The following is a 25,473-nucleotide window of genomic DNA, read 5'->3' on the forward strand; positions in this document are numbered from 1 at the left end:
GAAGGGGGAATTCTGCGGATTCTTTCGATTAGGATGCCCTTTTCAGACGATTTTAACCTCATCCTCACGTTGTATGGCTCGCAGCGGCGACCTCGCATTGGCTCTTTCCACTTTCCAAAGCGTGCGAAGCCACAAATAGGTCATAAAAGGGATCATCACCCAAGCCCAATAGGATTTGGCAACGAGCAGCACATAATCGAAGGAGCCATGCCAGAAGATAGGCAGGAGCAGAGAAGCCCACATATATTTATAGGAATGATCAGGATCGAATTTGGCTTTCCCTAAATAATAACCCATCATCACACCAAAAAGCGCATGTCCAGACACGGGCAGCAGGGCTCTGATCATCAGGGTGGAAAAATTTGACCCATTCATAAAGGCATAAAATACATTTTCCAATGTTCCGTAACCCAAGCTTACAGCAACGGCATATACAATTCCATCATAAGGCTCATCAAAGGAAGTATGACGGTAAATGATATGGTACAAGACGAACCATTTGAGAAATTCCTCTAACCCGCCTGACCATAGAAATGCGGTAGTGAAATTGTTTTGCCCCAATTCTTGAATGAACGCCTGCTGCAGAGCAAGGGACGGGAAAACAAGGATGATGCCAAATATAAACATCCGAATCACCAGATGAATGGGTTCGGTCTCGTATCGATCCTTCAAATAAAAATAAACAAGGAGAGAGATTCCCGGTGCAATGGCTGCCATTATAACGGGCAGTATATTCAATTGAGGTCTCCCCCTTTCCGTTACGTAATTTGCAGGTCGACTTAGCTATACCCACCCTCTGAAACGAGAGGCTTCAGCCATTTTTCTTGCTCCAACCATATATGCGGCTAAACGCATATCAACCCCGCGTGTGATATGTACATTATAGACATTTTCAAACGATTTTTCCATGAGTTCTTGCAGCTTGGCATGAACTTCAGCTTCTGTCCAATAATAGCCTTGATTGTTTTGCACCCATTCAAAATAGGAGACAACCACACCGCCGCTGCTGGCAAGCACATCTGGAACAAGCAATATGCCGCGTTCCGTCAAAATTTTTGTAGCTTCCAATGTAGTGGGGCCGTTCGCCGCCTCTACAATGATTTTGGCATTGATTAAATGGGCATTCTCTTGAGTAATTTGATTTTCAATGGCCGCAGGTACAAGAATATCGCATTCCTGTTCGAGTATCTCTTTATTGGTCAATACATTTTTGAATAAATTAGTCACGGTTCCGAACGAATCCCGACGATCCAGCAAATATTCAATATCCAGCCCTTCCGGCTGATATAGGCCGCCGTGCACATCCGAGATGCCCACCACTCTGGCCCCTGCCTCGTGCATGAATTTGGCCAGATAGCTTCCGGCATTTCCGAAGCCTTGAATCACAACCTTGGCGTCTTGCAGGGGGATCCCTTTTTTCTGCAGCGCTTTGTCTATCATGATCGTGACGCCTTTCGCCGTTGCTGTCTCTCGACCATGGGAACCGCCGAGCACCAGTGGCTTGCCTGTAATAAAGCCCGGCGAATCGTATTCACGAATTCTGCTGTATTCATCCATCATCCAGGCCATGATCTGAGAATTCGTCATCACATCAGGCGCAGGGATATCTTTGGAAGGGCCCACCAGCTGACTGATCGCCCGAACATAACCTCGGCTGAGCCGTTCCAGCTCCTGAAAGGACATCTGCCGCGGATCACAGATGATACCGCCCTTTCCCCCGCCGTAGGGCAGGTCACAGATCCCGCATTTGAGGCTCATCCATATCGAGAGCGCCTTCACTTCATCTTCATTGACATCCGGATGAAAACGAACTCCTCCCTTGGTTGGGCCTACAGCATCATTATGCTGAGCCCTATAGCCGGTGAATACACGAGTTTTCCCATCATCCATACGGACTGGAATGCGCACGGTAAGAACTCGCAGCGGTTCCTTAAGGAGTTCGTACATTTCATCCGAATAGCCGAGGCGTGTGAGCGCTTCATGAATGACGGACTGTGTTGATACCAGGACGTTAAGATTTTCTATCATTGACACAGGAACCACCTCATTGTGAAAGTTTATTTAGCATGGGCACCCCTTAAGGGTTCTATTCAACCAGATCCGACTCTAGCTCTATCTCTCTTACTCTGTAACAAATCAATTCACGCTAAAAAAGCACCTTGCAAAAACAAATGTTTTTGAAGATGCTTTATAGGTTTAAGTCTGGAGCTTACCCGAGGAGCATTAGGAATGAAAATGGCGGCACAGCACTTTGACTGCGTCATCCGCTATGACCACCTTGCCGTACTCTTCCAGAACAGCACGCGTGACAGAAGCCGCCTCTCCAAATTCGGACAATACCGCAATCAGAGCCTGGAATTTGATGTCGTCAAGCTCAATGGGTTCGAGCTGTAAAATATACTTGCCTTTATAGGAATACAGAGTGCCGCCTTCCATTAATAACGGATTGATGACTTTGGCAGCGCGAAGCAAATCTTCGAAGTCTTGGAACACATAGGAGATCAAATCGCTTTGCTCAAGCGTGACTTCCATCTCATATACTTCTTCTGCTTCCTGGTCATCAAAGGTATCCGTATTAGCATAAAGGTCGAGCTTGCCTCTGGTTACTATCACTACCATGCCTTGAGCGGGCAGAGCAAACACTTCCACCGCAAGAGGTCCTGAAGGATCGAATCCAAGCTCCGAATAAGCTTGGTCCATCATCTCGCTGAACAATTCATGGACCTTGGGGATTTCTCTCCACATGTCATCCTTTTGGATGCCGCGTTCGGTTAAGTCGTCAAATGTTAGGAAAATCCGTATCTTATCCTGACTTAAACGCTCTATTTTCATGATAGGATCCCCCCTTTTATACAGATTATGATTCAAGGCACTAAAAGGTGAGCAGCCAAATCCCCACTAGATGTATGTGCAACCAGATCAACTTCTAGAGATTTTCACCTATCATGTTATCATTATTCAGAACGAAATGCACGTTTAAGTTCAATAGAAATGAAAAAGAACAGCCGGACCCGTGGTCAGGCCTGACTGCTCTCGCTGTTGATGGTTAATGGATATTCGCACTGTTCTGAACTGCTTTGGATTGACTTTCATCTCCGGCTTGAAACATGGTCGAGTTCATCTTTCCCATATGATCCGACTGCTGGGAACGATTCTTCCAGGAACTGTCGGCTGAGGTGTTCGACGAATTAAAGGCTGAGTACATCATTGATCTTGCGTTGCGGTTCAAGTAAATTACAGCGGCAGCGCCGACAATTCCACCGAGCATAAAGGTGCCCATTCGCATGTAAATCCCTCCATAACATGTAGTTTCAACTCTTGTATAGGGTACACCTCTTTACAAATGGCCATTCATCCATTTTATAGGAAAAGAAAGGAGTAAATCTTTTGGGAATTGTGGTAAAATGATAAGGGTAAGGCATATCCAACAAAGAGGAGATTATGATGAGAAAAGCAAGTTTGACCTTAATTGCTTTAACTATGCTGTTATCCGCATGTACAGGCGGGGCCGCTAAATCAACGGCAGGTTCCAATGCAGCCAGCTCCACGCCTATGGTTACTGCAAGTACTGCACCTACTAACACAACTTCTCCTGCTTCAACGGCGACCGCAGCACCATCCCCATCTCCAGAGCCGTCTCCTGCAGGGAAAGAGGTTGCTAAAACGTACCACATGAATAAAATTTACGACATTGTGCCTAATGATTCCTCTGGGAATAAGAAGGTTGTCCTTCTGACATTTGACGACGGACCGAAAGAAAAAGAGATGAATGAGTCCTTGATAGCTACATTAAAAAAGCATAAAGCCAGCGCCATTTTCTTTTTGAACGGATATCGCATCAAGCAAAAGCCGGAGATTCTTAAGCTGCTGAATGACAGTGGAATGACTATTGGTAATCATTCCTGGGATCATATTGATCTCAAAAAAGTCGACAATCCGAAGGTTGATCAACAGGTTGGTGATGTGCAGAAGATTGTCAAGGACCTGACCGGTTCGGCACCTCAATTTTTCCGCCCGCCCTTCGGCTTGGGCAGCAGCTACCTGAGAGAAAAAGTCAGTTCCGAGCATATGCTCTATATGACCTGGTCCAACGGTTCCAAGGATTGGGAGATGACGAACGCAAAGAACGAACCCGCTAAAGTCGTCGAAAACGTGTTAAGCCAGCTGCATCCCGGCAGCAATATACTCATGCATGAGCTTCCGTGGACTGTAAGCGTCCTGGACGAGCTGCTAACCAAGCTTGAGGAGAAAGGCTACTCCTTTGTGGACCCTCGCTCTATAGAGCTCGAAGCCAGATAACACTATAATCTGCACCAGGAACAAAGAAAAAACGACCCGGAGAATGGGTCGTTTTTTCTTTGATCATTAATAAGAAAGTATCACAGTGCGAGTACTGTCAACATAATCGACTTTCGCGCCTAAGGTAAAAGAGAGTAAGCGAACTGGAAGCATGGTCATCTCGTTAATCAATTGCGCTGGAGCACCGGTGGAATATTCAACGCCATTAATGGCGTACACATTCCTATTTGTAAAGAAAGTAACAGTCTTATCATTTTTCTTATAAATAGCCGCTTTGCGGGAATCGTCCCAGGAAACTGTTGCTCCAAGCGCTGCTGCCAGATCACGAATGTACAAAAATGAAGTTCCGTCCACGATATAGGGGGTGCGTGTCATGGGAAAACGAACTTGATCCAGCAGGTAGTAATTATTATCCAATCCGAAGGAAACGGAATGCTGGCGAATTAAGCCCAGATTTCCGATCTGCAGCATATAGCCATTCGTATCGGCGTGAAGTTTGTCGGAACCAATACCAGGTGTCGGCTCTGTGCGGAACTTCCAGGTCTTGTCAAAGCTTTGTGTCCTGCCGTCCTTATAGATGGTTGTCAATTTAACAGATGCCTGGTAAACGGTATCGGCCTGCAGAGCCACAGCTGGAAGAAGGATGACTTCGGTATCCAGATGGTCATCATTGGAAGCCTGATTTTGCAGCAGCTCTATTTTTTTGCCGCTGCTGTCCGCTAAAGTGGCGGATTGCAGGGTGGTTTTTGAGATCCCTGGCCCTGTTACGCTGGCCATGATCGGGTAGCCTACCGGGTAAGAGGCCCCAGGATGAATCCGAATCGGATCCGGCGCTTCATGCCCGTCAAATGAAGTCGGGACGAACACATCGCCGTCCGATGGAGAGACAACCAATTGAGAGGTCGCGGGACTTTTATATCCAAACTCAACGACATGGAAATCCCCTTCTTTGGCAATGCCTATTTCTGTCATATCCGGGCTCAGAAATGGACTGCGGTGGTACGGAGCATCGAACAAGCTGTCAATCGCTTCTACCAACGTAGATCGTTTATAAGCGACATCCTCCGCTGCACCTTTTCCGTACCCGACATAGTTGATTCGGTCTGCCAGGCTTTTGCCGATATAGGCGGTTTTGGAAGGATTCTCATCATGCAAGGAATCCGAGGTATTGATCGGATCTATCTTATTCACGGCCAAATAATGCGCATGCTTGAGTGCAGCCGTATTAAGAGCATTGTTGAAAACAACCGGTGAAAGCCCCAGCAGCTGGCGATAGTCATTAATAGCTTGAAGTCCTGCACGCTGCTCGGCTGTCGAACCTGCAGAGAGCGAGGCAGCCCCGCTCAAGATCGAAAAGCTCCATTCGAGGGTTTTCGCTTGATATCCATCGTAACGGAAAACAAGCTTGACCGCATAATTGCCTGGAGACAAATCATTGCCAGGGTGATATACATATTGTGTCTTATTAGGATCATAAACGGCGTTTACAAGTTTGTTGTTGATATACATTTCATAGGAAACGGGTGCGAGTTGTTCGCTAAGATCCATGAAATTCACACCAATATCAGGCCTTGCAATACCTAATTTCCCATCCGGGAAAGTGACATAACTGTAAGATAAAGCCCATGTAGGCTTGGCAGGCAAAATAATTGCGCTCAATAAGACAAGTAAAAATAAGAGTACTTTAAATGATGGATGAAATCTAAAAGTCATCTGCGTTAATATCCTCCTGTCTATTAAATGGCTGTGTAGCTACAAATTAGAGTTTAACCATAATTTGTTAGAGAAGAATAAGATAAATATAAGCAAAGTATAATGATCTTGTTACGGGAGTGTTTCATTTGGGTGGAATTGGGGTATATTCCTGCTCGCGATAACAAAAATGCTAGATTTACTTGGAACGGCGTGCAAGCCAAAGCATGAGGAAAGAAAGCCATATAATAACGGCCGACCAAGTCCAGGCCAGCGATATTTTCCCCGAATCAACAGCTCCAAAAATGGCAGTCGGAATGGTCTGAGTCCTACCAGGTATATTGCCCGCAATCATAATGGTCGCACCGAATTCTCCGAGCCCTCTGGCAAACCCAAGTATGTAACCGGCTTTCAGTGAATTCAACATTAAAGGAAATCTTATGTATCGAAGAAGCTGCCATTCTCCGGCCCCTTGACAACGTGCTGCCTCCAGAATCTCCCTTTCTACCGAAACAAATCCGAGCTTCATCGTTTGATAGACCAATGGAAATGAGACGACAACCGAAGCTATGACCGCAGCCCACCAGGTAAAGATCAAAGAGCTGTGAAACCAGGCTTGAATGACTTGCCCCAACCAGCCATTTCGGCCCAAAAGCATAAGCAAAACAAAGCCGACTGCGGAAGGCGGAAGCACGAGCGGCAGGATAAATACGGTTTCCACCAATGATTGCCCGCGAAACGTTTTATCCGCCATCCACCATGCGGCCCATGTGCCGATTACAAACACAATCAAGCTCGATAACAGACTAACTTTCAGTGAAATCCAAATCGGACTGTAAAATTCTTGCCAGCTTATTTCCATAGCACTTATTCTCCTGGCTTTTTAAAGCCATATTTGGTGAAAATCTCTGCTGCTTCTTTCCCTTGAAGGTCCGCTAATAAAGCAGCAGCCGCATTCGCATGCTTTGCTGCTTTTAACACTCCTGCAGGGTATTGGATCACATGATGGCTTGCCGGATCAAAGGTAAACGCTAACTTCACCCTTTTCGACGTTAATGCATCTGTAAGATACACCAGGCCTGCATCTACATTTCCGGATTCCACGTAGGTCAGCACCTGCCTTACATCCTTGGCAAAAACCAGTTTGGGCTGAAGCAAGTCCCAAAGCTTATAGAAGCTTAAGGATTCTTTGGCATAACCACCCGCGGGTACGGATTCAACATCACCAATTGCTAATTTTTGCAACCTCGGATCGTTAATCTCGTCAGCTGCCGATAGAGGAAGCTTGCTGTCAGCTGGAACAATCGCAACCAACGAGTTATCCAACAAGGGTACGGTTTGGTCCTTCGCTAATAGCTGTTTAGCAATCAATGCGTCCATTTGCTTCTGTCCGGCAGAGATAAACAGATCTGCGGGCGCGCCTTGTTCAATTTGCTGCTGCAAAGCTCCAGAGGCGCCAAAGTTAAAGACAAGCTTTATTTCCGGATGCGACTTCTCATACAACGCGGCAAATTCCTTTAAGCTGTCCTGCAAGCTGGCTGCAGCCGAAACGATTAATTCGGTTTGGGCCGAAGTCTTAGAAGGAGTGATTGAAGCCAGAGAAGATTGTCCGCCCGATGTTTGGCATCCTGATAAAACAAATAAGCTTACAGATAATAAAAGCATGATTTTCTTGACGGTATTCATCTTTCTTCCACCTTATTTATAGCTTATCCCCCAGATTGTCAGACCAATTACCAGCAGTACAAAAAGCCAAAGCACGGTCTGATAAAAGATGCGAGTCCATTTTCCATTTTCCGAGGGATGGATGACTTTTCTGGGAGGTAAATAGTGATCTTCCGTTTCCTGCTGTCTGAGTATGTCTGAATATGCAGGGACTTCCCGCGATTTTTTCGAGCGCATTACTGAGCTTCTTCCTCCTTGCTGTAACGAAGTATACAACCCATAGTTAAATCGATGAGAAAATGAGCGACAATCGGGGTCCATAGTGTTCCCGTGTGCAAATAAATCCATCCAAGCCCGTAGCTGATGCTAAAAACCATTCCCGTCATAAGCCAATGCTGCAAGTAGCGAATATGAATAGCCGCAAATAAAATACTGGTCCAATAAGGTCCCCAAGCATGCTGAATGGCACCCCGGAATAACAGCTCTTCACAACAAGCAACGATCAATGAAATCAGAGCAATATGCCAAAAAGCTCTTTTGCCGAAAATCATCTCGTTGACTCCGCCGTCATCCGAAACTTCCTTGGGTACCCACCTTGAAACCAAGAGGTCTAGTCCCAGGACGGCAGCAGCAAACAGTACTCCCCAGATCAATATTTGCCAGCCTGCATGAAGGTTGAATAATGAAAGCACATGATTCCTTTGAATGAGGATAATGACAATACCGACAATCAAGGTTATTAGTTGCGTCAAGTATAAATTGAGCATTAAGGTCTTATCATCCAATGTATCTAAATTCACTTTGCCAAAGCGAATATTCTTGAAGTCGAATTTCCTCATTAGTTTTCCCTTTCCAAGGCGGATATTCCCTTTTCCAGATTTTTCACCTATACTATAGAAAGAAAAAGAGATTTAAGGGAGCTAGATTATGGATAAGCGTCTGACCCGCACCGATTACTTGTTTGCATTAATGTTTATCTTTATGCTCGTTTGTATTCTCGGAGCTTTTTTCTATGGATTAGAAATCGGCAGACAGAAATCGGATCAAAAATACGAGAAATTGATGCAAAAAGACAAAGAAGTTATCGAAGAACCGGGTGCTTATGACCAACAGGTCTTGGTCTCTTTCTACCATACCATTTATTTGCCCTTTAGGGAATTTCAGAATAAATGGTTTGATCAGCTGCATCAAATTGAAGTCAACAGCTCTACCATTGATGCCGCAGCCGTTCTGAAGGAGCTGTCCAAGCTCTCGGATGAAAAATACAAAGCGCTTCAGGGTAAAACATTGCCCAATTCTTCACCCCTGCTGCAGGAGTCGCATCAAAATTATCTCAAAAGCTTAAAATTATTTACAGACGCATTGAACAATTTTCAACCTAAGGCAAATTCCTTGCGCGGCACTCAGCTCCTAGAGGAGATGAATAAGGATGCATTCTTCGTTGAAGCCAAGAATCAAGCACTTACCGCACAAAAGAATTATTTCGAATCGGTGGTGAAGTGGAATCAAACCCTCGATAATAACCTGAAACAGGCAGACATCAGTAAACCGGTCAGCCTGGATGCATGGAGACAAATGAATCTTAATGTCAAAAATTGGTACGTGACCATGCAGCTGTTAAACGGAAAATTCTTTGTGCCTTATTATCCTCAGGATGTCACGATACGTATCGATGATTTCATTGCTTCCGGACAAGCTACTAAGCTGGGAGCAGCCGATGTAAATCAAACGCTCGATCTACTTCTGAGTACGGATGCGATCCGCTCTGGAGATTTCGTGAATGGAAAGGCGAAGTGGTACAGCAATGAGCTGCTGCCTCAGCTGCCTTTCTTCTCAAGCGTGAATTAATGGAAACAGGGCTGTACCGAAAGCATCATTACATACTTTCGGCACAGCCCTTAGTTTAATGCTTCTAAGCCTAATCGTAAGCAAACCCTCTTAAATAAGCGACCGCTGCCATGCCCCCATCCACATTGATGACTCGATCAAATCCGTTTTCCCGTAAATACCCGCAAACCATCTCGCTGCGAACACCATGAGCGCAAATGATATACACCTCTTGATCCTGGGGTATTTCATGAATTCGTCCGGGTATGGAATTCATCGGTATCAACAGCGTATGATCCAAATGGTAATAATCCCATTCAACCTGTTCCCGCACATCAATAACGACTATTTGTTTCCCGGTATCCTGTTCGAGTAACTCTGTAAATGGTTTAGGATGAATATGGGTCATTCCGGTTCCTCATCTCCCTCTTCTATCAACGCTGCTTAGTTGAAGCATAACGAATTTTTATCATTCCTTCAAGCGAAAAGCATTGCAATTCCTTCGACTAATGCTTAGAATGAGAAGGGTCAACTCCATGAATCCAAGGAAGCATTTGCAATTATGACATTGATGTGAAAAGGATTCATCACTATTGACACTCTATGAATACCCGTGTTACATTAATAAAAATTCTATATCGCAGTAAAGCGTTGACGGAACCAAGCAATAGAATTAGCTTTCAGAGAGCCGATGGCAGGTGAGAATCGGCAGCGAATCTTTTGCGGAGCACTCCAGAGTTATTGCATCGAAATGAAGTAGATGCAGTCGGAATCGGAACCCGTTACAGTTCCCGGTCGCAAGACCGTTGAGGTTGTCCATGCGAATGGACGACGAATTAGGGTGGTACCACGAAAGCAAGCTCTCGTCCCTTTGGCTGCAGGTTTTTTCTCGCCTGCACCAAGGCCGGGAGTTTTTTATTCTTTATAGACCATTGCATCCCTAGATTATGCTTACGATGCCAGTTTTGCTAAAGCAAAACTCTGAGGAGGAAACCATCATGTTCAAAGTATTAGTGACCGACCCCATCAGTGATATGGGAATTCAGCTTCTGTATGATGCAGAAGATGTAGAAGTTCACAGAAAAGCCGGCCTTTCCGAGGATGAACTCGCTGCCATTATCGGCGAGTATGATGCTCTGCTCGTACGCAGTCAAACCAAAGTGACTGCAAATATCATGAAAGCCGCTCCAGGATTAAAAGTCATTGGCCGCGCCGGAGTCGGTGTGGACAACATTGATCTGGAAGCTGCAACCAACAGCGGGATCGTGGTGATCAACGCCCCGGACGGCAATACGATCGCTACCAGTGAGCATACGTTTGCTATGATGATGTCGGTTGCCCGTTTTATCCCTCAGGCTTATAAGAAAACAGTCAGCGGGGAATGGGACCGCAAATCCTTCGTTGGCGTAGAGCTTCGCAACAAGGTGCTGGGTATCCTTGGAATGGGACGCATTGGCAGCGAGGTCGCCAAGCGTGCGAAAGTATTCGGCATGGAGGTTATCGGCTATGACCCGTTCCTGACAGAAGAGCGCGCAGAGAAAATCGGAGTCAAGCTGGGCACCGTGAATGAGATTGCGGCGAAAGCGGATTTCATTACGGTTCATACACCGCTGACCAGTGAAACCCACCATTTGATTGGCAAGGCTCAATTCGCTCTAATGAAACCGGGTATCCGCATCATCAACTGCGCACGCGGCGGCATTATTGATGAGCTTGCCTTGGTGGATGCTGTAAATGAAGGTATAGTGGCAGGAGCCGCTTTCGACGTTTTCGAAGAGGAGCCTCCCGCACCCGATCATCCTTTTTTGAACAATCCTCGCATCATTGTGACACCGCATCTCGGTGCTTCCACGATTGAAGCGCAGGAGAATGTCGCGATTGATGTTTCCGCGGAAGTGCTTCATATTCTTAGAGACGAGCCGTTTAAAAACGCGGTCAACATGCCTCCAGTTCCCGCCAATGTACTTAACAAGCTTCAACCGTATTTTAAGCTCGGTGAAAAGATCGGCCGAATTCTCGGACAAATCACTCGTGGTGCGGTATACGAAATTATCGTGAATTATGCCGGCGATCTTGCCGATGTAGATACAAGCCCGCTCACTCGCCATATTGTGAAAGGTGTCTTCGCCGAGCAATTGGAGTCGATCAATATCGTCAATGCGATGAATTTGGCAAAAACCCGCGGGGTGAATGTTTCCGTGCAAACATCAACGACTTCAAACAGCTTTACTAACCTGTTGACGGTAACCGTCAAAACCAAGCAAGAAGAAAAAGTATTGGCCGGCACCCTGCTCGCCGGTATCGGCGAACGGATCGTGCTGATCGATCAATATCCGGTTGACTTCACTCCGGAAGGTCATCTCCTGCTCATCTCGCATAATGATAAACCGGGTATTATCGGTCGTGTAGGCACTCTGCTCGGCAATAATGATGTCAACATCGCCACCATGCAGGTCGGCCGTAAAGTGATAGGCGGATCCGCCATCATGGTTCTGACCATCGATAAACAAGCTCCGAAGGAAGTCTTGTCGGAACTTGGCACACTTTCGGAGATCGTTAACGTGAGAGATCTTCGGATTTAAAGATTGTTTCACGAACAACAAGATTAATGTTGATCATTCTACACCAAAGAGGCGTATGCTGCAGAATTCTACAGCATACGCCTCTTTCCTGCACTGACAGTATGGCACATCCAGTCAATAAGGTGCCTGCTGAGTTTACTTTGTATCGCAAGGCAGAAGGATCGTGAATGTCGTTCCCTGCCCCACCGTGCTCTGCGCGTTTACAGTGCCGTGATGGGAGTCTACAATGTTTTTGACGATGGCCAGGCCTAAGCCCGTGCCGCCTGTGGACAAGCCTCTGGTACGCGCTTTGTCCGCTTTGTAGAAGCGCTCAAAGATAAAAGGCAGATCCCCCGCAGGAATTCCCTGCCCTTCGTCCGTGACCTCCAGGCGCAGAGCCGGCTGCTCGCGCAGCACGGCCGGCTCCGCCTTCACGACAATACGCGCCCCGGCGGGCGTATGTCGAAACGCATTATCGAGCAGGTTGGTCAGCACCTGCTCGAGCCGATCCTCATCCGCGCTGTGCAGGATGAGGGGATGATCGGGCAGCACGACGGCGAGCGTGATGCCCGATTCTTTCGCCAGCACCGTGAATTTACGGTGCATGCGCTTGATCAGGGAGGTGAGCTCCACCTCCCTGAAGTTCAGCTCGAGATGGCCGGCTTCCATCCTCGCCAGATCGAGCAGGTCGCGGACCAGCCGCCCCATGCGGAGCGACTCGTCATAGATGACCTGCGCCAGCTCCTTGCGCTCCTCCGGCGTCGCCGCGATATCGTCCAGCAGGGCTTCACTATAGCCCTGCAGCATCGACAACGGTGTGCGCAGCTCGTGCGACACGTTGGCGACGAAGTCCTTCCGCAGCTTATCGAGGCGGAACTCCTCAGTCACGTCGCGAAGCACAGCCACAGCTCCGCGAATCTGATCCCGCGAGTATAAGGGGGTCATCGCGACAGACCAGACACCGCTCAGCACATGAACCTTGGAAGTAGTCTCCATCGATTCGACCACTACGGATTCAAACAGCGGCTTGAGCGGCTCAGGTATTTGCTGGGCATCATAGCTTCCACCTCTTCCGCTGTACGGCTTTATCGATTCACGGGAATATTCATCCGGCAAGCTGTCCGACGGCTCAGCCCAATGAATTTGGCCCCATTCCTGGATGATGCGTTCGCCCTGCGGATTGGTCAGTATGACGGTGCCCTCGGCATCCAGAGTAATGACCGCATCCGTCATACTGCGCAAAACGCTGGACAGATGCTCCTTCTCCTGGCTGAGCGCCTTGATGCTGTCCTGCAGCTCTTCCCCCATGTGGTTGAAGGTTTTGGCAAGCTCCCCGATCTCATCGCTCGACAAAATAGGCACACGCGTGCCATATTCCCCTTGCGTGATCAGGTCAGCCGCTTTATTAAGCTGCTGAAGCGGCCTTGTAATTCTCGAGAACAGAAAGAATGCAAAGAAAGTGGTCATCAAGAAGCCCATGATGGATACATAAATGAAAAGACGAAGCACATAAGATTGAGTCGCTTCCAAGGATTGCAGCGATTGGTAAACGACAGTTGCGCCGACGATCGTTCCAGCCTCTGTGCGAAGCGGGACCGCTACAGCCAAATAACCGGTTCCCGAGCGAAATCGGTTGGCTTGATCAGAGGTAATTTGATTCATCATCGTCTGACCTGCAAATACCTGCTTAAGCTCTCCAAGGGTGAAGAAATCCAAAGCATGAAACGGAAGCACATTATCTGCCCCCGCTGCAGGTGCAGCGGTTTCCTTCATATCCGTCGTGACAATCAGCATTCTCGCAGCCAGATTCGAGAGCACTTCATTGCTCAACGAGTAAAATTGCACGTCATTCAAGTGCCGTCCCGCCTCTACGGAAAAACGGGTAGCCAGCCGTTCCAGACTGGCCTTTTGATCGTTAGCCTGAGAGAAGTAATCGCCCAGGTAATTAACGAGAAAAAGGCCCAGGATGAGCAGTACAACCGCCACCAGGCCGATAATGGTGAGCCACAGCTTACCTACAACACTTCTGAAGATAAACACGTTATTTGGGCACCTCTAGCTTATAACCTACTCCCCATACGGTTGTAATCATGGTCGCCGCTTCCGGGGAGACTTTGTTTAATTTTTCACGAAGACGCTTCACATGCGTATCAACAGTGCGGAGGTCGCCGAAAAACTCGTAGTTCCAAACATCCTTGAGCAGCTCTTCCCGAGAGAACACCTTGTCCGGCGACACCGCCAAATAATGAAGCAGCTCATACTCTTTGGGTGTCAGAGCAATTTCTTGTCCACCGGCCGTAACTCGGTGCGCATCATGTTCAATGATCAAATTCGGAAAGACAATATTATTGCTCGAGTTGGCGTCCTTCGATAAAAAGGCTGTTGCCGAGGAGCGTCTTAAAATCGCTTTGACCCGATAGATAACCTCGCGAGGGCTGAAAGGCTTCACCACATAATCGTCCGCTCCCACTTCAAAGCCCTGAACGCGGTTCGTTTCTTCCCCTTTGGCTGTCAGCATAATAACCGGGGTCGATTTAACCTGGCGGAGCCTCGAGCATACCTCGACTCCGTCGATTCCGGGCAGCATAACATCAAGCAGCACAAGATCATAATCCGTTTCACTCGCCATGCGCAGTGCCGTTTCTCCATCCTCGGCTTCTTCGATGAGATAGCCTTCCTTTTCCAGATACATCCGAAGCAAACGGCGAATTCGTTCTTCATCATCGACGACCAAAATGCTTGATTTCTGTTCCATGAGCTACACAACCTTTCTTTTAAAGCTGAAGTTATACGCCAGCGTAGGAATGCAAGCCTGCAATAACCAAGTTGACACCAACTAAGGTAAACATCACAACTATGAAGCCTATAACGGACAGCCAAGCGGATTTCTTGCCCTGCCAGCCTTTTGAAAGACGTAAGTGCAGGAAGACCGCGTAAAACAAAAATGTGATTAAAGCCCAAACTTCCTTGGGGTCCCAGCCCCAAAAGCGGCCCCATGCTTCCTGCGCCCAAATCATCGCAAAGACCAAAGCACCCAACGTAAATATCGGATAGCCTATCGCGATCGCCCGATAACTGATTTCATCCAGATCTTCAGCGTCCATCCCTTTTAATATCGGGCTGATGGCCGCTCCGAGCGGTTTGCGTACAAGCACTCTGAGCAGTCCGTAGAGCAAGGCACCCAGCAGCAAGGACCAGATCATGGTGTTCAGCTTACGGCCAGCACTGACTCCATTCATCCATGACGGAGCTTCAAATATTGGCTTGGTCATGCCCAGAAAAGAGTTCATCTTTACCACCGTCGCTCCGTGAGGCTGAACGATTGGAGGAAGCACATAGGATTCCTGCTGCGCAACAGTTTGACTGACACCTTGTTGGTCAACAGTTGTTATGTCCTTAGTAAAGGTTGCTTCATAGCCCGCAGCATGAAACGTGAAGATCGAGCCAATGAACCCGATGAGCATCAAGAAAATGAGCAGAGTGGCTTCGATGCCTCTTTGTTCTTTTTTATGCTCGGATGTTGTGCCGCTGAAATCGATGGAGCGCAGCAGGTACATCAGCCCTCCTGCAAAGCCGACGGCAAAAAATGCTTCGCCCGTCGCAGCCGTGGTAACGTGAATTTTGAGCCAATAGCTCTGCAGAGCAGGAATCAAAGGTTGTACCTCGCTTGGAAAAACGGAGGCATAAGCGATGATGATAAAGCCGATCGGCAAGGCGAATACCCCAAGCACAGGCGTCCGGTAAATTAAGTAAACAACGATAAAAGCAAGCATGATCATCATGCCGAGGAACGTCATAAACTCATACATGTTGGCTGTAGGGATATGCCCTCCGCTGTACCACCGGGTAAAGAAAAAAGCCACATGACAGATGAAGCCTGCAACCGAAATGATAAAAGCAAATTGCCCCCATCGTCTTGTGTGCTCTTCAGGTTCGCGATTGCTCCACTTTTTTCCTATGATCGAAAGCACAAACAATAAGAAGGCAAGCAGATAAACGAAAAAGGCGATTAATAAAAATGTACTGCTCAGCGAGTTCAAATTCACTCCGGCTTCCCTCCTGTATCAAGCGACTTGGGTGTAACGGCAACTCCGCTCTTCGTTAAGGCGTAAGCAACTTCATTGCGGACCCCAAACCAATTTTTATTCGTATGCGCTCCCAGTGTCACCTTGCTGTCATCAATCCGCAGCCATACGCGGCGATGCTGCCAGTAAAAACCCATAATCAGTCCGATCATCGATATGGCGGCTCCTACCCAAATGTAGGGCATTGCTTTATCCACCCGGATGTTCAAATAAGAAGTGTACTCGGCAAATTTGACCCCATCCATGGAGCCTACCGAAAGCTCCAGCTTCTTGCTGATAGCTCCATTGATATCGTCTTGACGGAAATTGACCTTGTCTATCTGTCTTGGGAAGTATAGATAAGGCTCACCGTTTGCAGCAAGCCCGGGTCCGATGATTGAAAATATAAATGCAGGGGCCTTGGGTTCATTAGACTTAGTGATAGGCTGCCCGTTTTCAAGAGCAAATTCCGGTAAGAATCCTTTCAGCTTCAAGGTGTACGCACCTACTTGATAGGAATCCTTGGGATGGCTCATGGGAAGCTCAAAGCTTCCATATACTTCACCCGTTTGCGGATTTCTTAAGCTGGGTGTAACTGAAATCAAGAGCGGTGTTGGCTTGTAGTCGAATTGATATGCCTTCAAGCCTTTATAATCGAGTGGTTGATTGACCAAGATATTGGCCTTTGTCACCTCTTCCAGCACGGGATCGCCGACCGGATTGTCACAATTTGCCGTGCAATGGTAGAGGACCGCTTGAGTTTCATACTTTTTGGGAACCATCTGGCCCTTTTTCTGAAAATCCTTGGACATTTCATCCTGAGTATACACTTCCAGGGTGAACTTTTCATTTTTCAAATAATAAGAGGTGTGAGGAATTTGCTTGGTTTCCCCTTCCAAAAAACCCATGTATTGATCCATATGCCAGCCTGGAATGCTGCGCATCAGGACACCCAGCAGAAAAATAATAAGTCCAATATGGTTAATGTAGGGTCCCCAGCGGCTAAAGCGGTATTTTTCAGCCAGCATCGCCGTACCTTCGCTGTCGATATGAACACGGTAGTTCTTTTTTTTCAGCGCTGCAGCTATTTGGCTTGTCCATGCTTTCGGATCGCTGTCGGCTGGAAGATCTCCGAGATAGGATACCTTTTGCCTGAGTAAAAAGTTGGGATGCTTGCGCAGCTGCTGTTTGGTTAGAGCGCGGTACAGAGGCAGTACACGGTCAAGGCTGCACACGACCAAGGAAGTCCCGATCATAAACAAAAGGGTGATAAACCACCAGGAGTTGAACGTGTGAGAAAGTCCAAGTAAATAATAGATGTGGCCAAGAGTGCCATAATTATCTTGATAAAAAGCCGAGGGTTCCATATTGAGGAATGTATTTTCTTGCGGGTAAATGGTCCCTACGGCTGACGCGACAAGTGTAATGATAATGAGATATACGGCTATCTTCACGGAAGAAAAGAAATTCCATACTTGATCGATCCAGGTCGGATCGGCTTTCTGCGAGCGGCGCGCCATACCGTCATAGCGCATTTCAAGCGGAAGATTCGGATCTTCATCGAGCAGAGGCTTTCCGCAAGCTTCACAGAGCACGGTGCCGACCGGGTTTTGATGGCCGCATTCACATTTTGTATTTTGAATCATGCTGCACCTCAGTTCATAACATAACAGGTAATTTTACTTGCCGGTCAGTAAAGCCAGCGTATCCTGGATATAGGACTCTTGCATCTCGCCGATTTTTTTGTAGGCGATTTTCCCGTCCGCCCCTATAAAGAGAGTAGAAGGATATTCAGAGATTCCGTACTGCTTGCGTACGGTTTCCTTCGTGTCGAGTAGTACAGGAAGATTAAGTTTATATTGCTCCATAAAGCTTTGAGTGGTAATTTTATTCGTATCCAAATTAATCTCCAGAAACCGTACTCCTTTAGGGCTCCACTGGTCGTATTGCCGCTGAAGCGCTGGCATTTCGGCCTTGCAAGGAGGGCAGAAAGTCCCCCAAAAATTGATCAATACAGGCTTACCTTTATAGTCAGACAATTTATGCGCTTGTCCGTTAAAATCAACCAGCGTGAAATCAGGCGCTTTATCGCCCACCTGCGGATATTTCTTATCGCCTGAAGCAAATAAATTGTTGATTATCGTAAACACGCCAATGACCAGCACGATCGCAAATATAGCAAGCTGCAGCCATTTTTTATTATTTTTCATTCAGATCACCTTCGACTTTGGGCTGAGATATCTGAGGAAGCCGTCCTATTTATTATAACGCAATAGAAGGCCAATTCTTTATTGGCCTTTTTGAATATTATGTGTCGAGAGTGCTTCTTCCTTGAGCTCTTTGACCTCGGCCGGCGTTAAATGCCGGTACTTGCCGCGCGGAACTCCTTGTAGGAACAGCGGGCCGAATTTAATCCGTCGGAGACGTGTCACCGGAAAGGAAACGGCTTCGAACATCCGCCTTACCTGACGGTTCCTGCCTTCATAGATTGTAATCTGAATGATGGATTCGTTTTTCTGAGGGTTCACATCCGCATACTCGACCTCAGCTGGTGAAGTCATCCCGTCCTCGAGCTGGATTCCGTTTCTCAGCTTATCCAATATCGTACCGTGCGGCACTCCTTTAACAGTTGCTTGATAGGTTCTGGGTACATGATGCTTCGGATGCGTGAGCAGGTGGGCAAATTCCCCGTCGTTGGTCAGCAGCAGCAAGCCTTCTGTATCATAATCCAAGCGACCCACCGGATAAACCCGCTCTTTGATCCCTGGCAAAAAGTCGGTAACCACTTTACGTCCGCCAGGATCCGCACTGCTTGTTATGACCCCTTTGGGTTTATTGAGCAGAACATAAATTTTGGTCTGTTGATTGATGTATCGCCCGTCCACTTGAATCTCATCCAGCTCAGGGTCAACTTTAACACCGAGTGTCTTTACAACTTCGCCGTTAATCTGCACTCTTCCGGCTGTGATGATCTCCTCGCATTTTCTTCGTGAAGCAATCCCCGCTTCGGCCAATACCTTTTGTAAACGTTCTTCCATAATCCGCCTTCACCTCAACACTAATGATACCCATAGAGGAGGGAAATCACAAGCGGGCTAGCCGAACACCAAAAAGCAAATGACAATCGAGGCCACAAAGCCCACAAGGTCAGATATTAGACCCACCTTTAACGCATAACCTGCTTTGCGGATGCCAATGGCGCCAAAATAAACCGTGATGACATAAAGCGTCGTATCCGTACTGCCCTGGACGGTCGAGGCAATACGGCCAATCATCGAATCAGGACCGAATTGCTCTATCAGATCTGTGGTAAAAGCTAGAGAGCCCGCTCCCGTAATGGGTCGAAGAATAGCAAGCGGCAGAACCTCCGTAGGTACCCCAATATAATTGAAAAAAGGCTTCATCCAATCCATGAGCATGTCCATTGCACCGGAAGCGCGAAATATGCTGATCGCTACCATCATGCCCACAAGGTGAGGAATAATTTTAATTGCGGTATCGAAGCCATCTTTGGCTCCTTCAACAAAAGATTCATAGACTGGAACCTTGCGATAAGCCGCGTATAGGGGAATAAAAACAATCATAGCCGGGATAGCCCAGGCGGAAATCATGGACACAAAAGCATACACGAATATTCACCCTTTCAGCGGTGGAATGGGTGCGCTTCTGCGTCGGTACCAACGGTCTACGAAAATAGCAGCTGTGGTAGAAATGATCGTAGCTATTAAAGTAGTACCCACAATTTCAGCAGGGTTGAGAGAATTGAAATTCATCCGAATGGCGATCAAGGTTGCGGGTATCAAAGTTACGCTGGATGTGTTCAGCGCTAGCAGTGTACACATCGCGGTGCTGGCTTTTTCTTTATCAGGATTAAGCTTTTGCAGCTCCTGCATGGCTTTAATGCCCATAGGCGTAGCAGCATTGCCCAAGCCCAGGATGTTCGCACTCATATTGGACATGATATACCCTAACGCAGGATGATTTCTGGGCACACTCGGAAACAAAAAACGTATGAAAGGGCGAAGCAGAACAGCAAGCTTCGAGAGGATCCCCGCATCTTCAGCAATACGCATCATCCCAAGCCAAAAAACCAGAATGCTGATCAATCCGAAGCAAACGCTCACCCCGCTCTTTGCGCCTTCAAATGCTGCCTGAGTCACGGCCTCCACATTGCCTTGTACAGCTGCAACGATAAATCCGGAAAGGATAAAAAATAACCATATGAAATTGACCATGACTCTTCTCTCCTCTCTGATGTGTTATTCCAACGCGATCAGCTTACTTAAAGTTAATTTGAGCATTCGCCAATAGTGACCCCATACGGACTCCCGATAGCGCTCGCCTTCTTGAAAGCGAAAAGCTGAGGTGTCTGCCAGCTTCAGCCTGGGATTATTTGCCTCAAATAAAGGAATAGACCCAATCTGCTCCCCTCTGAGCGAGATCTGCAAACTGCCTCTTTGACCAAGGCGAAAATCCGTTGCCTCTTCCTTGAGCGGAATCACTTTTCGGGTGATTTGAGCATGTTCCTCTTGCAGCAGCGGATAGGTAAAGGAATTGCCTGCAGACCATAAGGAGCCTTCAACCTTATCCCCTTTACCAATGATCGATTGCAAAGGGAAATTTTGAAACCCATATTGCAGCATTTTAGCGTGATCGGCCCAATCATCTCCATCATTCAGGGTTACCGCAACCAATTGTTGGCCGCCTCTGGTTGCTGAAGAAACCAGACATCGCTTTGCCAGCTTCGTGTAACCCGTTTTGACTCCATCCGCTCCTTCAAACATGGCGAGCATTTTATTTTTATTGAACCAAACGTAGTCCCATTTTTCATTCGGATTAGGAACTTTTTTCCGCTTGGTTTTAACGATGTCTTGAAAAATCGGGTTTTTAAGTGCATACGCAGCAAGCTTGGCCATATCGTTGGCGCTGGCGTAGTGCTCCCCCTTATCATCCAGACCTGTAGGGTTATTAAAATGAGAATGCGTCATTCCGATCAACTGCGCTTTCTCATTCATCAAGTAGGCGAAGCCTTCCACGCTGCCTCCCACATGCTCGGCAATCGCAGTAGCAGCGTCATTGCCCGACCTGAGCATGAGACCGTACAGCATATTCGATAAGCTCATTTCTTCGCCCAGCTTCAAATAAATCGAGGAGCCTTCTTTGGCATAGGCATTCTTGCCGACCTTCACCATATCGGATAGATTCCCGTATTCGATAGCAACGATCGCTGTCATGATTTTCGTTAAACTGGCTATTTTCATAGGGGTATCCCCCATTTTGTTATAGAGAATACGTCCTGACTTCACATCAATGAGTGAGGCTCCGGCTGCATTTGTTTGAAGGGGCGGATTGGCCTCTGACTTATTGACCGGGAAGAGCAAAGCACTGACACAAACAAGGGTCATACTGAATTTCAAACAAAGCCTTATCATGATTTACCTCCATCGGTCATTTGTACAAGTATATGCTTGTTCAAAAAGGTTATGTCCTGATGCGATATCAGACATAAAAAAAGCTGCTCCCCTTGAGCAGCTTCCCATTCATTTCATATTTACACGATAAAATTCGGGTTATTGCCGCCAGGAATGTTTGTATTTCCTGTTTCTGTTTTTGCAGCTCCGGTTCCTGCCAAGGGGCCTGTCATCGTTCCTGGGGTTACTCCTGTTGCAGTATTTGTCATACCGCCCACTCCCATTCCCTTCAACATGCTTTGTATTCTCTCGACAACCTGTGGTGCCGAATCAATCAAGCGTTCAAAGATATGTGTTTGATTATCGAGAGGGACTACTTTCACTCCTGCGCTGCCCACAACCAGAAACGCTATGGGTGTGATGCTGACTCCGCCGCCGCTGCCGCCGCCGAAGGGCAGCGCTACTTGGGCATTCATGCCATCATTTCTGATCGAGGAAGACCCATCCATCTTAATATCCGTTTGAGTAACAAATTCACTTCCTCCAGCAGCAAATCCGAATCCCACTTTCGATATAGGCATAATGACGCTTCCGTCCGGAGTTTCAACCGGATCCCCAACAATGGTATTTACGTCCACCATTTCCTTGATATTCTCCATGGCGACTTTCATTAGTCCTTCAATAGGGTGTGTTGACATTATTTTTATCCTCCATTTTCATTAATCTTCATAAGATATTTCATTTCGTTGTATATAATCTCCCAAAGATTGCGCCATTATGTACTTGGCTTTATTTTTACTTCTTTCAATTAGGCAAGCACCACATTTCTGACATGCAACATATGCTAAAAGGATCTCAGAATTTCGAAGGGAAGATGAGAATGGCTTACACTGCTTATCCATATACGCAAGGATTACCTTTTGCACAAGGTCAGTACCCATATCCATATTCCCCCCAGTATCCTTATTTCTATCCATATCCTTACTCACAAGCTCCATATCCGTATCCTTATGCTCCGATTGCCCCAGTTCCTATTCCTGTGCCTATCCCAGTCCCTATTCCTGTTGGCGGCGGCTGGCAGGGAGGCTTCGGTCACGGCTGGCATGGTGGGTATGGCGGCAGCCACGTTGAACATGGAGAGCATGAGGAACATGGACACTATGGGAACAACCACGGGCATAAGCGATAACAGCAACTCAAAAAGACCTTCAATTCCACAAAGGGAAATGAAGGTTTTTTTATGACTTAAGCTTTGGACATCACGCGGTACCAGGTTCTTAGGCCTCCCTTGATTTTCATCACCCGCAAAGCAAGCTCGATTACGGCCCAAACGATATTGGTGCCCCTGGTCCCTACTGCACCATTGAAATCAGTTGAGAAGTGCACCCCCGTATATTGCGGAACCACTTTAACCAGCGGCTTGGTTTTGACCTGGACCAAATGCATAATAAATCCCAATGAGGATGTCTTCAAACCCCAGACCACTCCGGTGGCGATCGCTGTGTGCGTTGCGTCTCCCATGCCAACCCGTGTAATCCAATTCAATTGCGTGCACTCAATACGTGAAAATGTATGCTTCAGCCATTCATACCCATGAACGGTATTGTGCAGTAACAGCTTGACCTTTTGGAAGCTTTCTTTCATTTTCCCCTTGACGCCGTCATTGGTCTCTTGGGTAGTTTTTAGTGGTGTCTCTACATGATCCGATGAGAATGGAATTCTTTTGCAGTAATCCTTCAATTTAATTATGGGAAAGAATCGATTGATTTTCATCCCCAAACTAGCTTTAATCTTTAGCTCCATGTAATCTTGCTCCACCACTCGAGAAAAATGGACTTCACCCTGAACATAGCTTAAGATCAGAATCGTCAGGATGATAAGTAAAAAAGCGATAAACACCAACAACCAGATCAACACAAAACCCTCCCTGACTAGGATAAACGGCTAAGCCGTCTTACTTGACGAGCGCGTTTGTCAAGGTTGAAGCCGGAGCAAGATAAGTTCAGAAAAACTTATACTTTCCGATCAACCCAAAAAAACTCCGAAGCAGGAAAATTTCCCTTTTCGAAGATTATTATGAGCCTAGTCTGGAAAATCATGCATACTGTGGCCTTATTACACATCTTCAAATGTAATTTGCTTATTATCCAGTTTATCAAATAACATTTTCGTCTCTTCTTCCAAGTCAAAATCACCTTGTATCGAAGAGGACTCCGGTAATTCCCGGAGTGAACTGAGGCCAAAGTAATCGAGAAACTGTTTGGTCGTCCCATAGAGAATAGGTCTGCCGACGGCTTCCGCACGTCCTGTTTCCTCAATCAAATCCTTACTCACAAGTGTATGCAGGGCTCGGTCACTCTTGACGCCTCGTATTTCTTCGATTTCCACACGGGTAATCGGCTGCTTGTAAGCAATGATGGATAAGGTTTCAAGCGCCGCTTGAGATAAGGAGGACCGAGACGGACTGTAGGCAAGCCGTTCGAAATATGGGGCATGTTCCGCTAAAGTGGTTAGTTGAAAGGCTCCCGCTACTTCAACGATCTGAACGCCGCGTCCAGCTCGCTTCAGTTCATCTCTTAATTCAAGAACGAGATCTGACGCCAGCAGAGGGTCCATCTCCAAAACTTCGGCTAACTGCTTGGCATCAAGCCCCTCATCTCCGGAGGCAAACAGCAGTCCCTCAATAACTGATTTCATCAGCTGGTAATTCAACGGTGAGTCCCTCCTGTCTGGCTTGAATCACGATATCCTCAAATAAACTGTGCTGGTAGCAGACAACCTTTTTCATTTTCATCAGCTCCAGCAATGCCAAAAAAGTAACCACGATTTCCTCGCGAGTCATCTCATAATCAAACAGCTTGGAAAAAAGCAATCTTCCGCTCTTTTCCCCCAGCAAATGCACGATTTCTTTCATTCGGTCCTTCACCGAGATTTCATCTCTGCGAATTTTGGAAACCGTATTGCGGCTAACCATCTTGCGCAGTGTGCGCTGAAAAGCAATAAGCAGATCGGTCACGTCCAGCCCCAATACAGGATTTTCCTGCACCACCGGCAAAAATGGGGATAAATCCTCAGGTTCGCGTGTATAAACAAGGCTGCGCTCTACCTCTTTATCGCGAAGCAGATCAGCAATCGATTTATATTTGCGATACTCGATCAGCTTTTGGACTAACTCGACACGCGGGTCGAGCTCATTGTCCAAATCATACAGGGAATCATCATACTCAATAACTGGAGGCTTGGGCAGCAGCATTTTACTCTTGATGGATAACAAGGTTGCCGCCATGACAAGGAATTCACTTGTCACTTCAAGCTCCAGCTCATGCATCGCCTGCACATATTCGAGATATTGATCCGTAATATCCTTGACGGGAATATTGTAGATATCCAATTCGTTCTTATCAATAAGGTGCAGCAATAAATCAAGAGGGCCCTCAAATGCCTCCAGCTTATAGGTTACTTTCATCTCAGGAAGAGAATTGTTTCGACAAATTAGCCATTTCGATTGCCGATGAAGCAGCTTCCCAGCCTTTATTGCCGGCTTTTGTTCCTGCGCGTTCAACGGCCTGCTCAATGGAATCTGTCGTCAGTACGCCGAAAATAGTAGGAATACCTGTTTTGAGCGAGATGGCCGAAACGCCTTTGGCAACTTCATTGCAGACATAATCAAAATGAGGCGTAGAGCCGCGAATCACGGTTCCCAGCGTAATGACGGCATCATACTTGCTGCTTTCTGCCATTTTTTGAGCGATTAAGGGGATTTCAAAGGCTCCCGGTACCCAGGCGATTTCGATTTCTTCATCCTTCACACCGTGACGCTTCAAGCTATCCAATGCACCGGAAAGCAGCTTGGAGGTAATAAATTCATTAAAACGTCCAACCACGATTCCAAATCTTAAATTTTGCGATACCAAATGGCCTTCATATACTTTGTGCATGAGAGTTCTCCTATCT

At 47.0% G+C, this 25,473-nt stretch carries 28 protein-coding genes and 1 other annotated feature; of the genes, 4 read left to right on the plus strand and 24 right to left on the minus strand.

From position 1 onward, the window contains the following. Window positions 1–42: 42 nt before the first annotated feature. The 4 genes from prsW to BLV33_RS07065 all read right to left on the minus strand — a co-directional run bounded on the left by prsW (window position 43) and on the right by BLV33_RS07065 (window position 3,286). Window positions 43–738 (minus strand): glutamic-type intramembrane protease PrsW, encoded by a 696-nt coding sequence (gene prsW / locus BLV33_RS07050; RefSeq protein WP_090789555.1) that lies wholly within the window; start codon window positions 736–738, stop codon window positions 43–45. 45 nt (window positions 739–783) lie between these two features. Beyond that, entirely contained in the window at window positions 784–2,028 is a 1,245-nt protein-coding gene (locus tag BLV33_RS07055) for a Glu/Leu/Phe/Val family dehydrogenase (protein WP_090789557.1), read from the minus strand. Window positions 2,029–2,223: 195 nt separating this feature from the next. Further along, window positions 2,224–2,832, minus strand: a complete 609-nt coding sequence (locus tag BLV33_RS07060) for a genetic competence negative regulator (protein WP_090789559.1) — start codon at window positions 2,830–2,832, stop codon at window positions 2,224–2,226. 214 nt (window positions 2,833–3,046) lie between these two features. Further along, window positions 3,047–3,286, minus strand: a complete 240-nt coding sequence (locus tag BLV33_RS07065; RefSeq protein ID WP_090789561.1) for a hypothetical protein — start codon at window positions 3,284–3,286, stop codon at window positions 3,047–3,049. 155 nt (window positions 3,287–3,441) lie between these two features. Here BLV33_RS07065 and BLV33_RS07070 point away from each other — a divergent pair, with 155 nt between their 5' ends. After that, the gene (locus BLV33_RS07070) at window positions 3,442–4,299 is read left to right on the plus strand and encodes a polysaccharide deacetylase family protein (protein WP_090789563.1); all 858 of its coding nucleotides are present in this window, start codon (window positions 3,442–3,444) and stop codon (window positions 4,297–4,299) included. A 66-nt stretch (window positions 4,300–4,365) separates the two neighbouring features. On the opposite strand, the gene BLV33_RS07075 is transcribed toward BLV33_RS07070, so the two are convergent. The 5 genes from BLV33_RS07075 to BLV33_RS07095 form a co-directional block, all read right to left on the minus strand. Further along, window positions 4,366–6,012 (minus strand): stalk domain-containing protein, encoded by a 1,647-nt coding sequence (locus tag BLV33_RS07075; RefSeq protein WP_090789565.1) that lies wholly within the window; start codon window positions 6,010–6,012, stop codon window positions 4,366–4,368. Window positions 6,013–6,190: 178 nt separating this feature from the next. Beyond that, window positions 6,191–6,853: a molybdate ABC transporter permease subunit gene (gene modB, locus BLV33_RS07080; protein ID WP_171909042.1), complete on the minus strand. Its 663-nt coding sequence runs from the start codon at window positions 6,851–6,853 to the stop codon at window positions 6,191–6,193. 5 nt (window positions 6,854–6,858) lie between these two features. Beyond that, complete coding sequence (modA, locus tag BLV33_RS07085; protein ID WP_090789568.1) at window positions 6,859–7,677, minus strand: molybdate ABC transporter substrate-binding protein; 819 nt, start codon at window positions 7,675–7,677, stop codon at window positions 6,859–6,861. 12 nt (window positions 7,678–7,689) lie between these two features. Beyond that, window positions 7,690–7,893, minus strand: coding sequence for a hypothetical protein (locus tag BLV33_RS07090; protein ID WP_090789570.1), 204 nt, complete (start codon window positions 7,891–7,893; stop codon window positions 7,690–7,692). After that, window positions 7,893–8,495, minus strand: coding sequence for a CPBP family intramembrane glutamic endopeptidase (locus BLV33_RS07095; RefSeq protein ID WP_090789572.1), 603 nt, complete (start codon window positions 8,493–8,495; stop codon window positions 7,893–7,895). Before BLV33_RS07095 ends, BLV33_RS07090 begins: the two co-directional genes overlap by 1 nt. 88 nt (window positions 8,496–8,583) lie before the next feature. Between BLV33_RS07095 and BLV33_RS07100 the strand changes: the two genes are divergently transcribed. After that, window positions 8,584–9,504: a hypothetical protein gene (locus BLV33_RS07100; RefSeq protein ID WP_090789574.1), complete on the plus strand. Its 921-nt coding sequence runs from the start codon at window positions 8,584–8,586 to the stop codon at window positions 9,502–9,504. Window positions 9,505–9,574: 70 nt separating this feature from the next. Here BLV33_RS07100 and BLV33_RS07105 read toward each other — a convergent pair whose 3' ends face one another. Then, the gene (locus tag BLV33_RS07105; RefSeq protein ID WP_090789576.1) at window positions 9,575–9,892 is read right to left on the minus strand and encodes a rhodanese-like domain-containing protein; all 318 of its coding nucleotides are present in this window, start codon (window positions 9,890–9,892) and stop codon (window positions 9,575–9,577) included. Between the two features lie 233 nt (window positions 9,893–10,125). Then, window positions 10,126–10,357 (plus strand) — a binding site (T-box leader). Between the two features lie 124 nt (window positions 10,358–10,481). Between BLV33_RS07105 and serA the strand changes: the two genes are divergently transcribed. Further along, complete coding sequence (serA, locus tag BLV33_RS07110; RefSeq protein ID WP_090789577.1) at window positions 10,482–12,065, plus strand: phosphoglycerate dehydrogenase; 1,584 nt, start codon at window positions 10,482–10,484, stop codon at window positions 12,063–12,065. Between the two features lie 135 nt (window positions 12,066–12,200). On the opposite strand, the gene BLV33_RS07115 is transcribed toward serA, so the two are convergent. From BLV33_RS07115 to ytfJ, 10 genes are all read right to left on the minus strand, one after another. Beyond that, window positions 12,201–14,084, minus strand: coding sequence for an ATP-binding protein (locus tag BLV33_RS07115; protein WP_090789579.1), 1,884 nt, complete (start codon window positions 14,082–14,084; stop codon window positions 12,201–12,203). 1 nt (window position 14,085) lies between these two features. Then, on the minus strand, window positions 14,086–14,799 hold the full coding sequence (locus tag BLV33_RS07120) for a response regulator transcription factor (RefSeq protein ID WP_090789581.1): 714 nt from the start codon (window positions 14,797–14,799) through the stop codon (window positions 14,086–14,088). Window positions 14,800–14,830: 31 nt separating this feature from the next. Next, window positions 14,831–16,090 carry a cytochrome c biogenesis protein CcsA gene (gene ccsA, locus BLV33_RS07125; protein ID WP_290439044.1) on the minus strand — a complete coding sequence of 420 codons (1,260 nt, stop codon included), beginning with the start codon at window positions 16,088–16,090 and terminating at the stop codon, window positions 14,831–14,833. Then, the gene (locus tag BLV33_RS07130; RefSeq protein ID WP_090789583.1) at window positions 16,087–17,754 is read right to left on the minus strand and encodes a cytochrome c biogenesis protein ResB; all 1,668 of its coding nucleotides are present in this window, start codon (window positions 17,752–17,754) and stop codon (window positions 16,087–16,089) included. Before BLV33_RS07130 ends, ccsA begins: the two co-directional genes overlap by 4 nt. Window positions 17,755–17,787: 33 nt before the next feature. Then, the gene (locus BLV33_RS07135) at window positions 17,788–18,318 is read right to left on the minus strand and encodes a redoxin domain-containing protein (RefSeq protein ID WP_090789585.1); all 531 of its coding nucleotides are present in this window, start codon (window positions 18,316–18,318) and stop codon (window positions 17,788–17,790) included. A gap of 78 nt (window positions 18,319–18,396) precedes the next feature. Further along, window positions 18,397–19,146: a pseudouridine synthase gene (locus BLV33_RS07140; RefSeq protein ID WP_090789587.1), complete on the minus strand. Its 750-nt coding sequence runs from the start codon at window positions 19,144–19,146 to the stop codon at window positions 18,397–18,399. A gap of 57 nt (window positions 19,147–19,203) precedes the next feature. Then, window positions 19,204–19,737 carry a spore maturation protein gene (locus BLV33_RS07145; RefSeq protein WP_090789588.1) on the minus strand — a complete coding sequence of 178 codons (534 nt, stop codon included), beginning with the start codon at window positions 19,735–19,737 and terminating at the stop codon, window positions 19,204–19,206. Window positions 19,738–19,743: 6 nt separating this feature from the next. Beyond that, window positions 19,744–20,343, minus strand: coding sequence for a nucleoside recognition domain-containing protein (locus tag BLV33_RS07150; RefSeq protein ID WP_090789590.1), 600 nt, complete (start codon window positions 20,341–20,343; stop codon window positions 19,744–19,746). 24 nt (window positions 20,344–20,367) lie between these two features. After that, on the minus strand, window positions 20,368–21,540 hold the full coding sequence (locus BLV33_RS07155) for a D-alanyl-D-alanine carboxypeptidase family protein (protein WP_090789592.1): 1,173 nt from the start codon (window positions 21,538–21,540) through the stop codon (window positions 20,368–20,370). Between the two features lie 119 nt (window positions 21,541–21,659). After that, a complete protein-coding gene (gene ytfJ / locus BLV33_RS07160; RefSeq protein ID WP_090789594.1) occupies window positions 21,660–22,217 on the minus strand; it encodes a GerW family sporulation protein in 558 nt (185 codons plus the stop codon). A 182-nt stretch (window positions 22,218–22,399) separates the two neighbouring features. On the opposite strand from ytfJ, the gene BLV33_RS07165 reads away from it, so the two are divergent. Further along, a complete protein-coding gene (locus tag BLV33_RS07165) occupies window positions 22,400–22,708 on the plus strand; it encodes a hypothetical protein (protein ID WP_139305700.1) in 309 nt (102 codons plus the stop codon). Between the two features lie 56 nt (window positions 22,709–22,764). On the opposite strand, the gene BLV33_RS07170 is transcribed toward BLV33_RS07165, so the two are convergent. The 4 genes from BLV33_RS07170 to ribE form a co-directional block, all read right to left on the minus strand. Then, window positions 22,765–23,433 (minus strand): DUF2953 domain-containing protein, encoded by a 669-nt coding sequence (locus tag BLV33_RS07170; protein WP_090789596.1) that lies wholly within the window; start codon window positions 23,431–23,433, stop codon window positions 22,765–22,767. 201 nt (window positions 23,434–23,634) lie between these two features. Next, window positions 23,635–24,231 (minus strand): SMC-Scp complex subunit ScpB, encoded by a 597-nt coding sequence (gene scpB / locus BLV33_RS07175; RefSeq protein ID WP_090789598.1) that lies wholly within the window; start codon window positions 24,229–24,231, stop codon window positions 23,635–23,637. Next, window positions 24,200–24,985 carry a segregation and condensation protein A gene (locus tag BLV33_RS07180; RefSeq protein WP_090789600.1) on the minus strand — a complete coding sequence of 262 codons (786 nt, stop codon included), beginning with the start codon at window positions 24,983–24,985 and terminating at the stop codon, window positions 24,200–24,202. The genes scpB and BLV33_RS07180 overlap by 32 nt, the downstream gene beginning before the upstream one ends. Before the next feature lies 1 nt (window position 24,986). After that, on the minus strand, window positions 24,987–25,457 hold the full coding sequence (gene ribE / locus BLV33_RS07185; RefSeq protein ID WP_090789602.1) for a 6,7-dimethyl-8-ribityllumazine synthase: 471 nt from the start codon (window positions 25,455–25,457) through the stop codon (window positions 24,987–24,989). Window positions 25,458–25,473 lie beyond the last annotated feature (16 nt).

The sequence above is a fragment of the Paenibacillus sp. GP183 genome (genome assembly GCF_900104695.1).
Classification (GTDB): domain Bacteria; phylum Bacillota; class Bacilli; order Paenibacillales; family NBRC-103111; genus Paenibacillus_AI.

Bases quoted from the DNA above. Each gene is read 5' to 3' on its own strand.
- BLV33_RS07055 (WP_090789557.1), bottom strand. From the start codon at position 2,028: ATGATAGAAAATCTTAACGTCCTGGTATCAACACAGTCCGTCATTCAT.
- BLV33_RS07060 (WP_090789559.1), bottom strand. From the start codon at position 2,832: ATGAAAATAGAGCGTTTAAGTCAGGATAAGATACGGATTTTCCTAACA.
- BLV33_RS07065 (WP_090789561.1), bottom strand. From the start codon at position 3,286: ATGCGAATGGGCACCTTTATGCTCGGTGGAATTGTCGGCGCTGCCGCT.
- BLV33_RS07070 (WP_090789563.1), top strand. From the start codon at position 3,442: ATGATGAGAAAAGCAAGTTTGACCTTAATTGCTTTAACTATGCTGTTA.
- BLV33_RS07075 (WP_090789565.1), bottom strand. From the start codon at position 6,012: ATGACTTTTAGATTTCATCCATCATTTAAAGTACTCTTATTTTTACTT.
- modB (WP_171909042.1), bottom strand. From the start codon at position 6,853: ATGGAAATAAGCTGGCAAGAATTTTACAGTCCGATTTGGATTTCACTG.
- modA (WP_090789568.1), bottom strand. From the start codon at position 7,677: ATGAATACCGTCAAGAAAATCATGCTTTTATTATCTGTAAGCTTATTT.
- BLV33_RS07090 (WP_090789570.1), bottom strand. From the start codon at position 7,893: ATGCGCTCGAAAAAATCGCGGGAAGTCCCTGCATATTCAGACATACTC.
- BLV33_RS07095 (WP_090789572.1), bottom strand. From the start codon at position 8,495: ATGAGGAAATTCGACTTCAAGAATATTCGCTTTGGCAAAGTGAATTTA.
- BLV33_RS07100 (WP_090789574.1), top strand. From the start codon at position 8,584: ATGGATAAGCGTCTGACCCGCACCGATTACTTGTTTGCATTAATGTTT.
- BLV33_RS07105 (WP_090789576.1), bottom strand. From the start codon at position 9,892: ATGACCCATATTCATCCTAAACCATTTACAGAGTTACTCGAACAGGAT.
- serA (WP_090789577.1), top strand. From the start codon at position 10,482: ATGTTCAAAGTATTAGTGACCGACCCCATCAGTGATATGGGAATTCAG.
- BLV33_RS07120 (WP_090789581.1), bottom strand. From the start codon at position 14,799: ATGGAACAGAAATCAAGCATTTTGGTCGTCGATGATGAAGAACGAATT.
- BLV33_RS07130 (WP_090789583.1), bottom strand. From the start codon at position 17,754: ATGATTCAAAATACAAAATGTGAATGCGGCCATCAAAACCCGGTCGGC.
- BLV33_RS07135 (WP_090789585.1), bottom strand. From the start codon at position 18,318: ATGAAAAATAATAAAAAATGGCTGCAGCTTGCTATATTTGCGATCGTG.
- BLV33_RS07140 (WP_090789587.1), bottom strand. From the start codon at position 19,146: ATGGAAGAACGTTTACAAAAGGTATTGGCCGAAGCGGGGATTGCTTCA.
- BLV33_RS07150 (WP_090789590.1), bottom strand. From the start codon at position 20,343: ATGGTCAATTTCATATGGTTATTTTTTATCCTTTCCGGATTTATCGTT.
- BLV33_RS07155 (WP_090789592.1), bottom strand. From the start codon at position 21,540: ATGATAAGGCTTTGTTTGAAATTCAGTATGACCCTTGTTTGTGTCAGT.
- ytfJ (WP_090789594.1), bottom strand. From the start codon at position 22,217: ATGTCAACACACCCTATTGAAGGACTAATGAAAGTCGCCATGGAGAAT.
- BLV33_RS07165 (WP_139305700.1), top strand. From the start codon at position 22,400: ATGGCTTACACTGCTTATCCATATACGCAAGGATTACCTTTTGCACAA.
- BLV33_RS07180 (WP_090789600.1), bottom strand. From the start codon at position 24,985: ATGAAAGTAACCTATAAGCTGGAGGCATTTGAGGGCCCTCTTGATTTA.
- ribE (WP_090789602.1), bottom strand. From the start codon at position 25,457: ATGCACAAAGTATATGAAGGCCATTTGGTATCGCAAAATTTAAGATTT.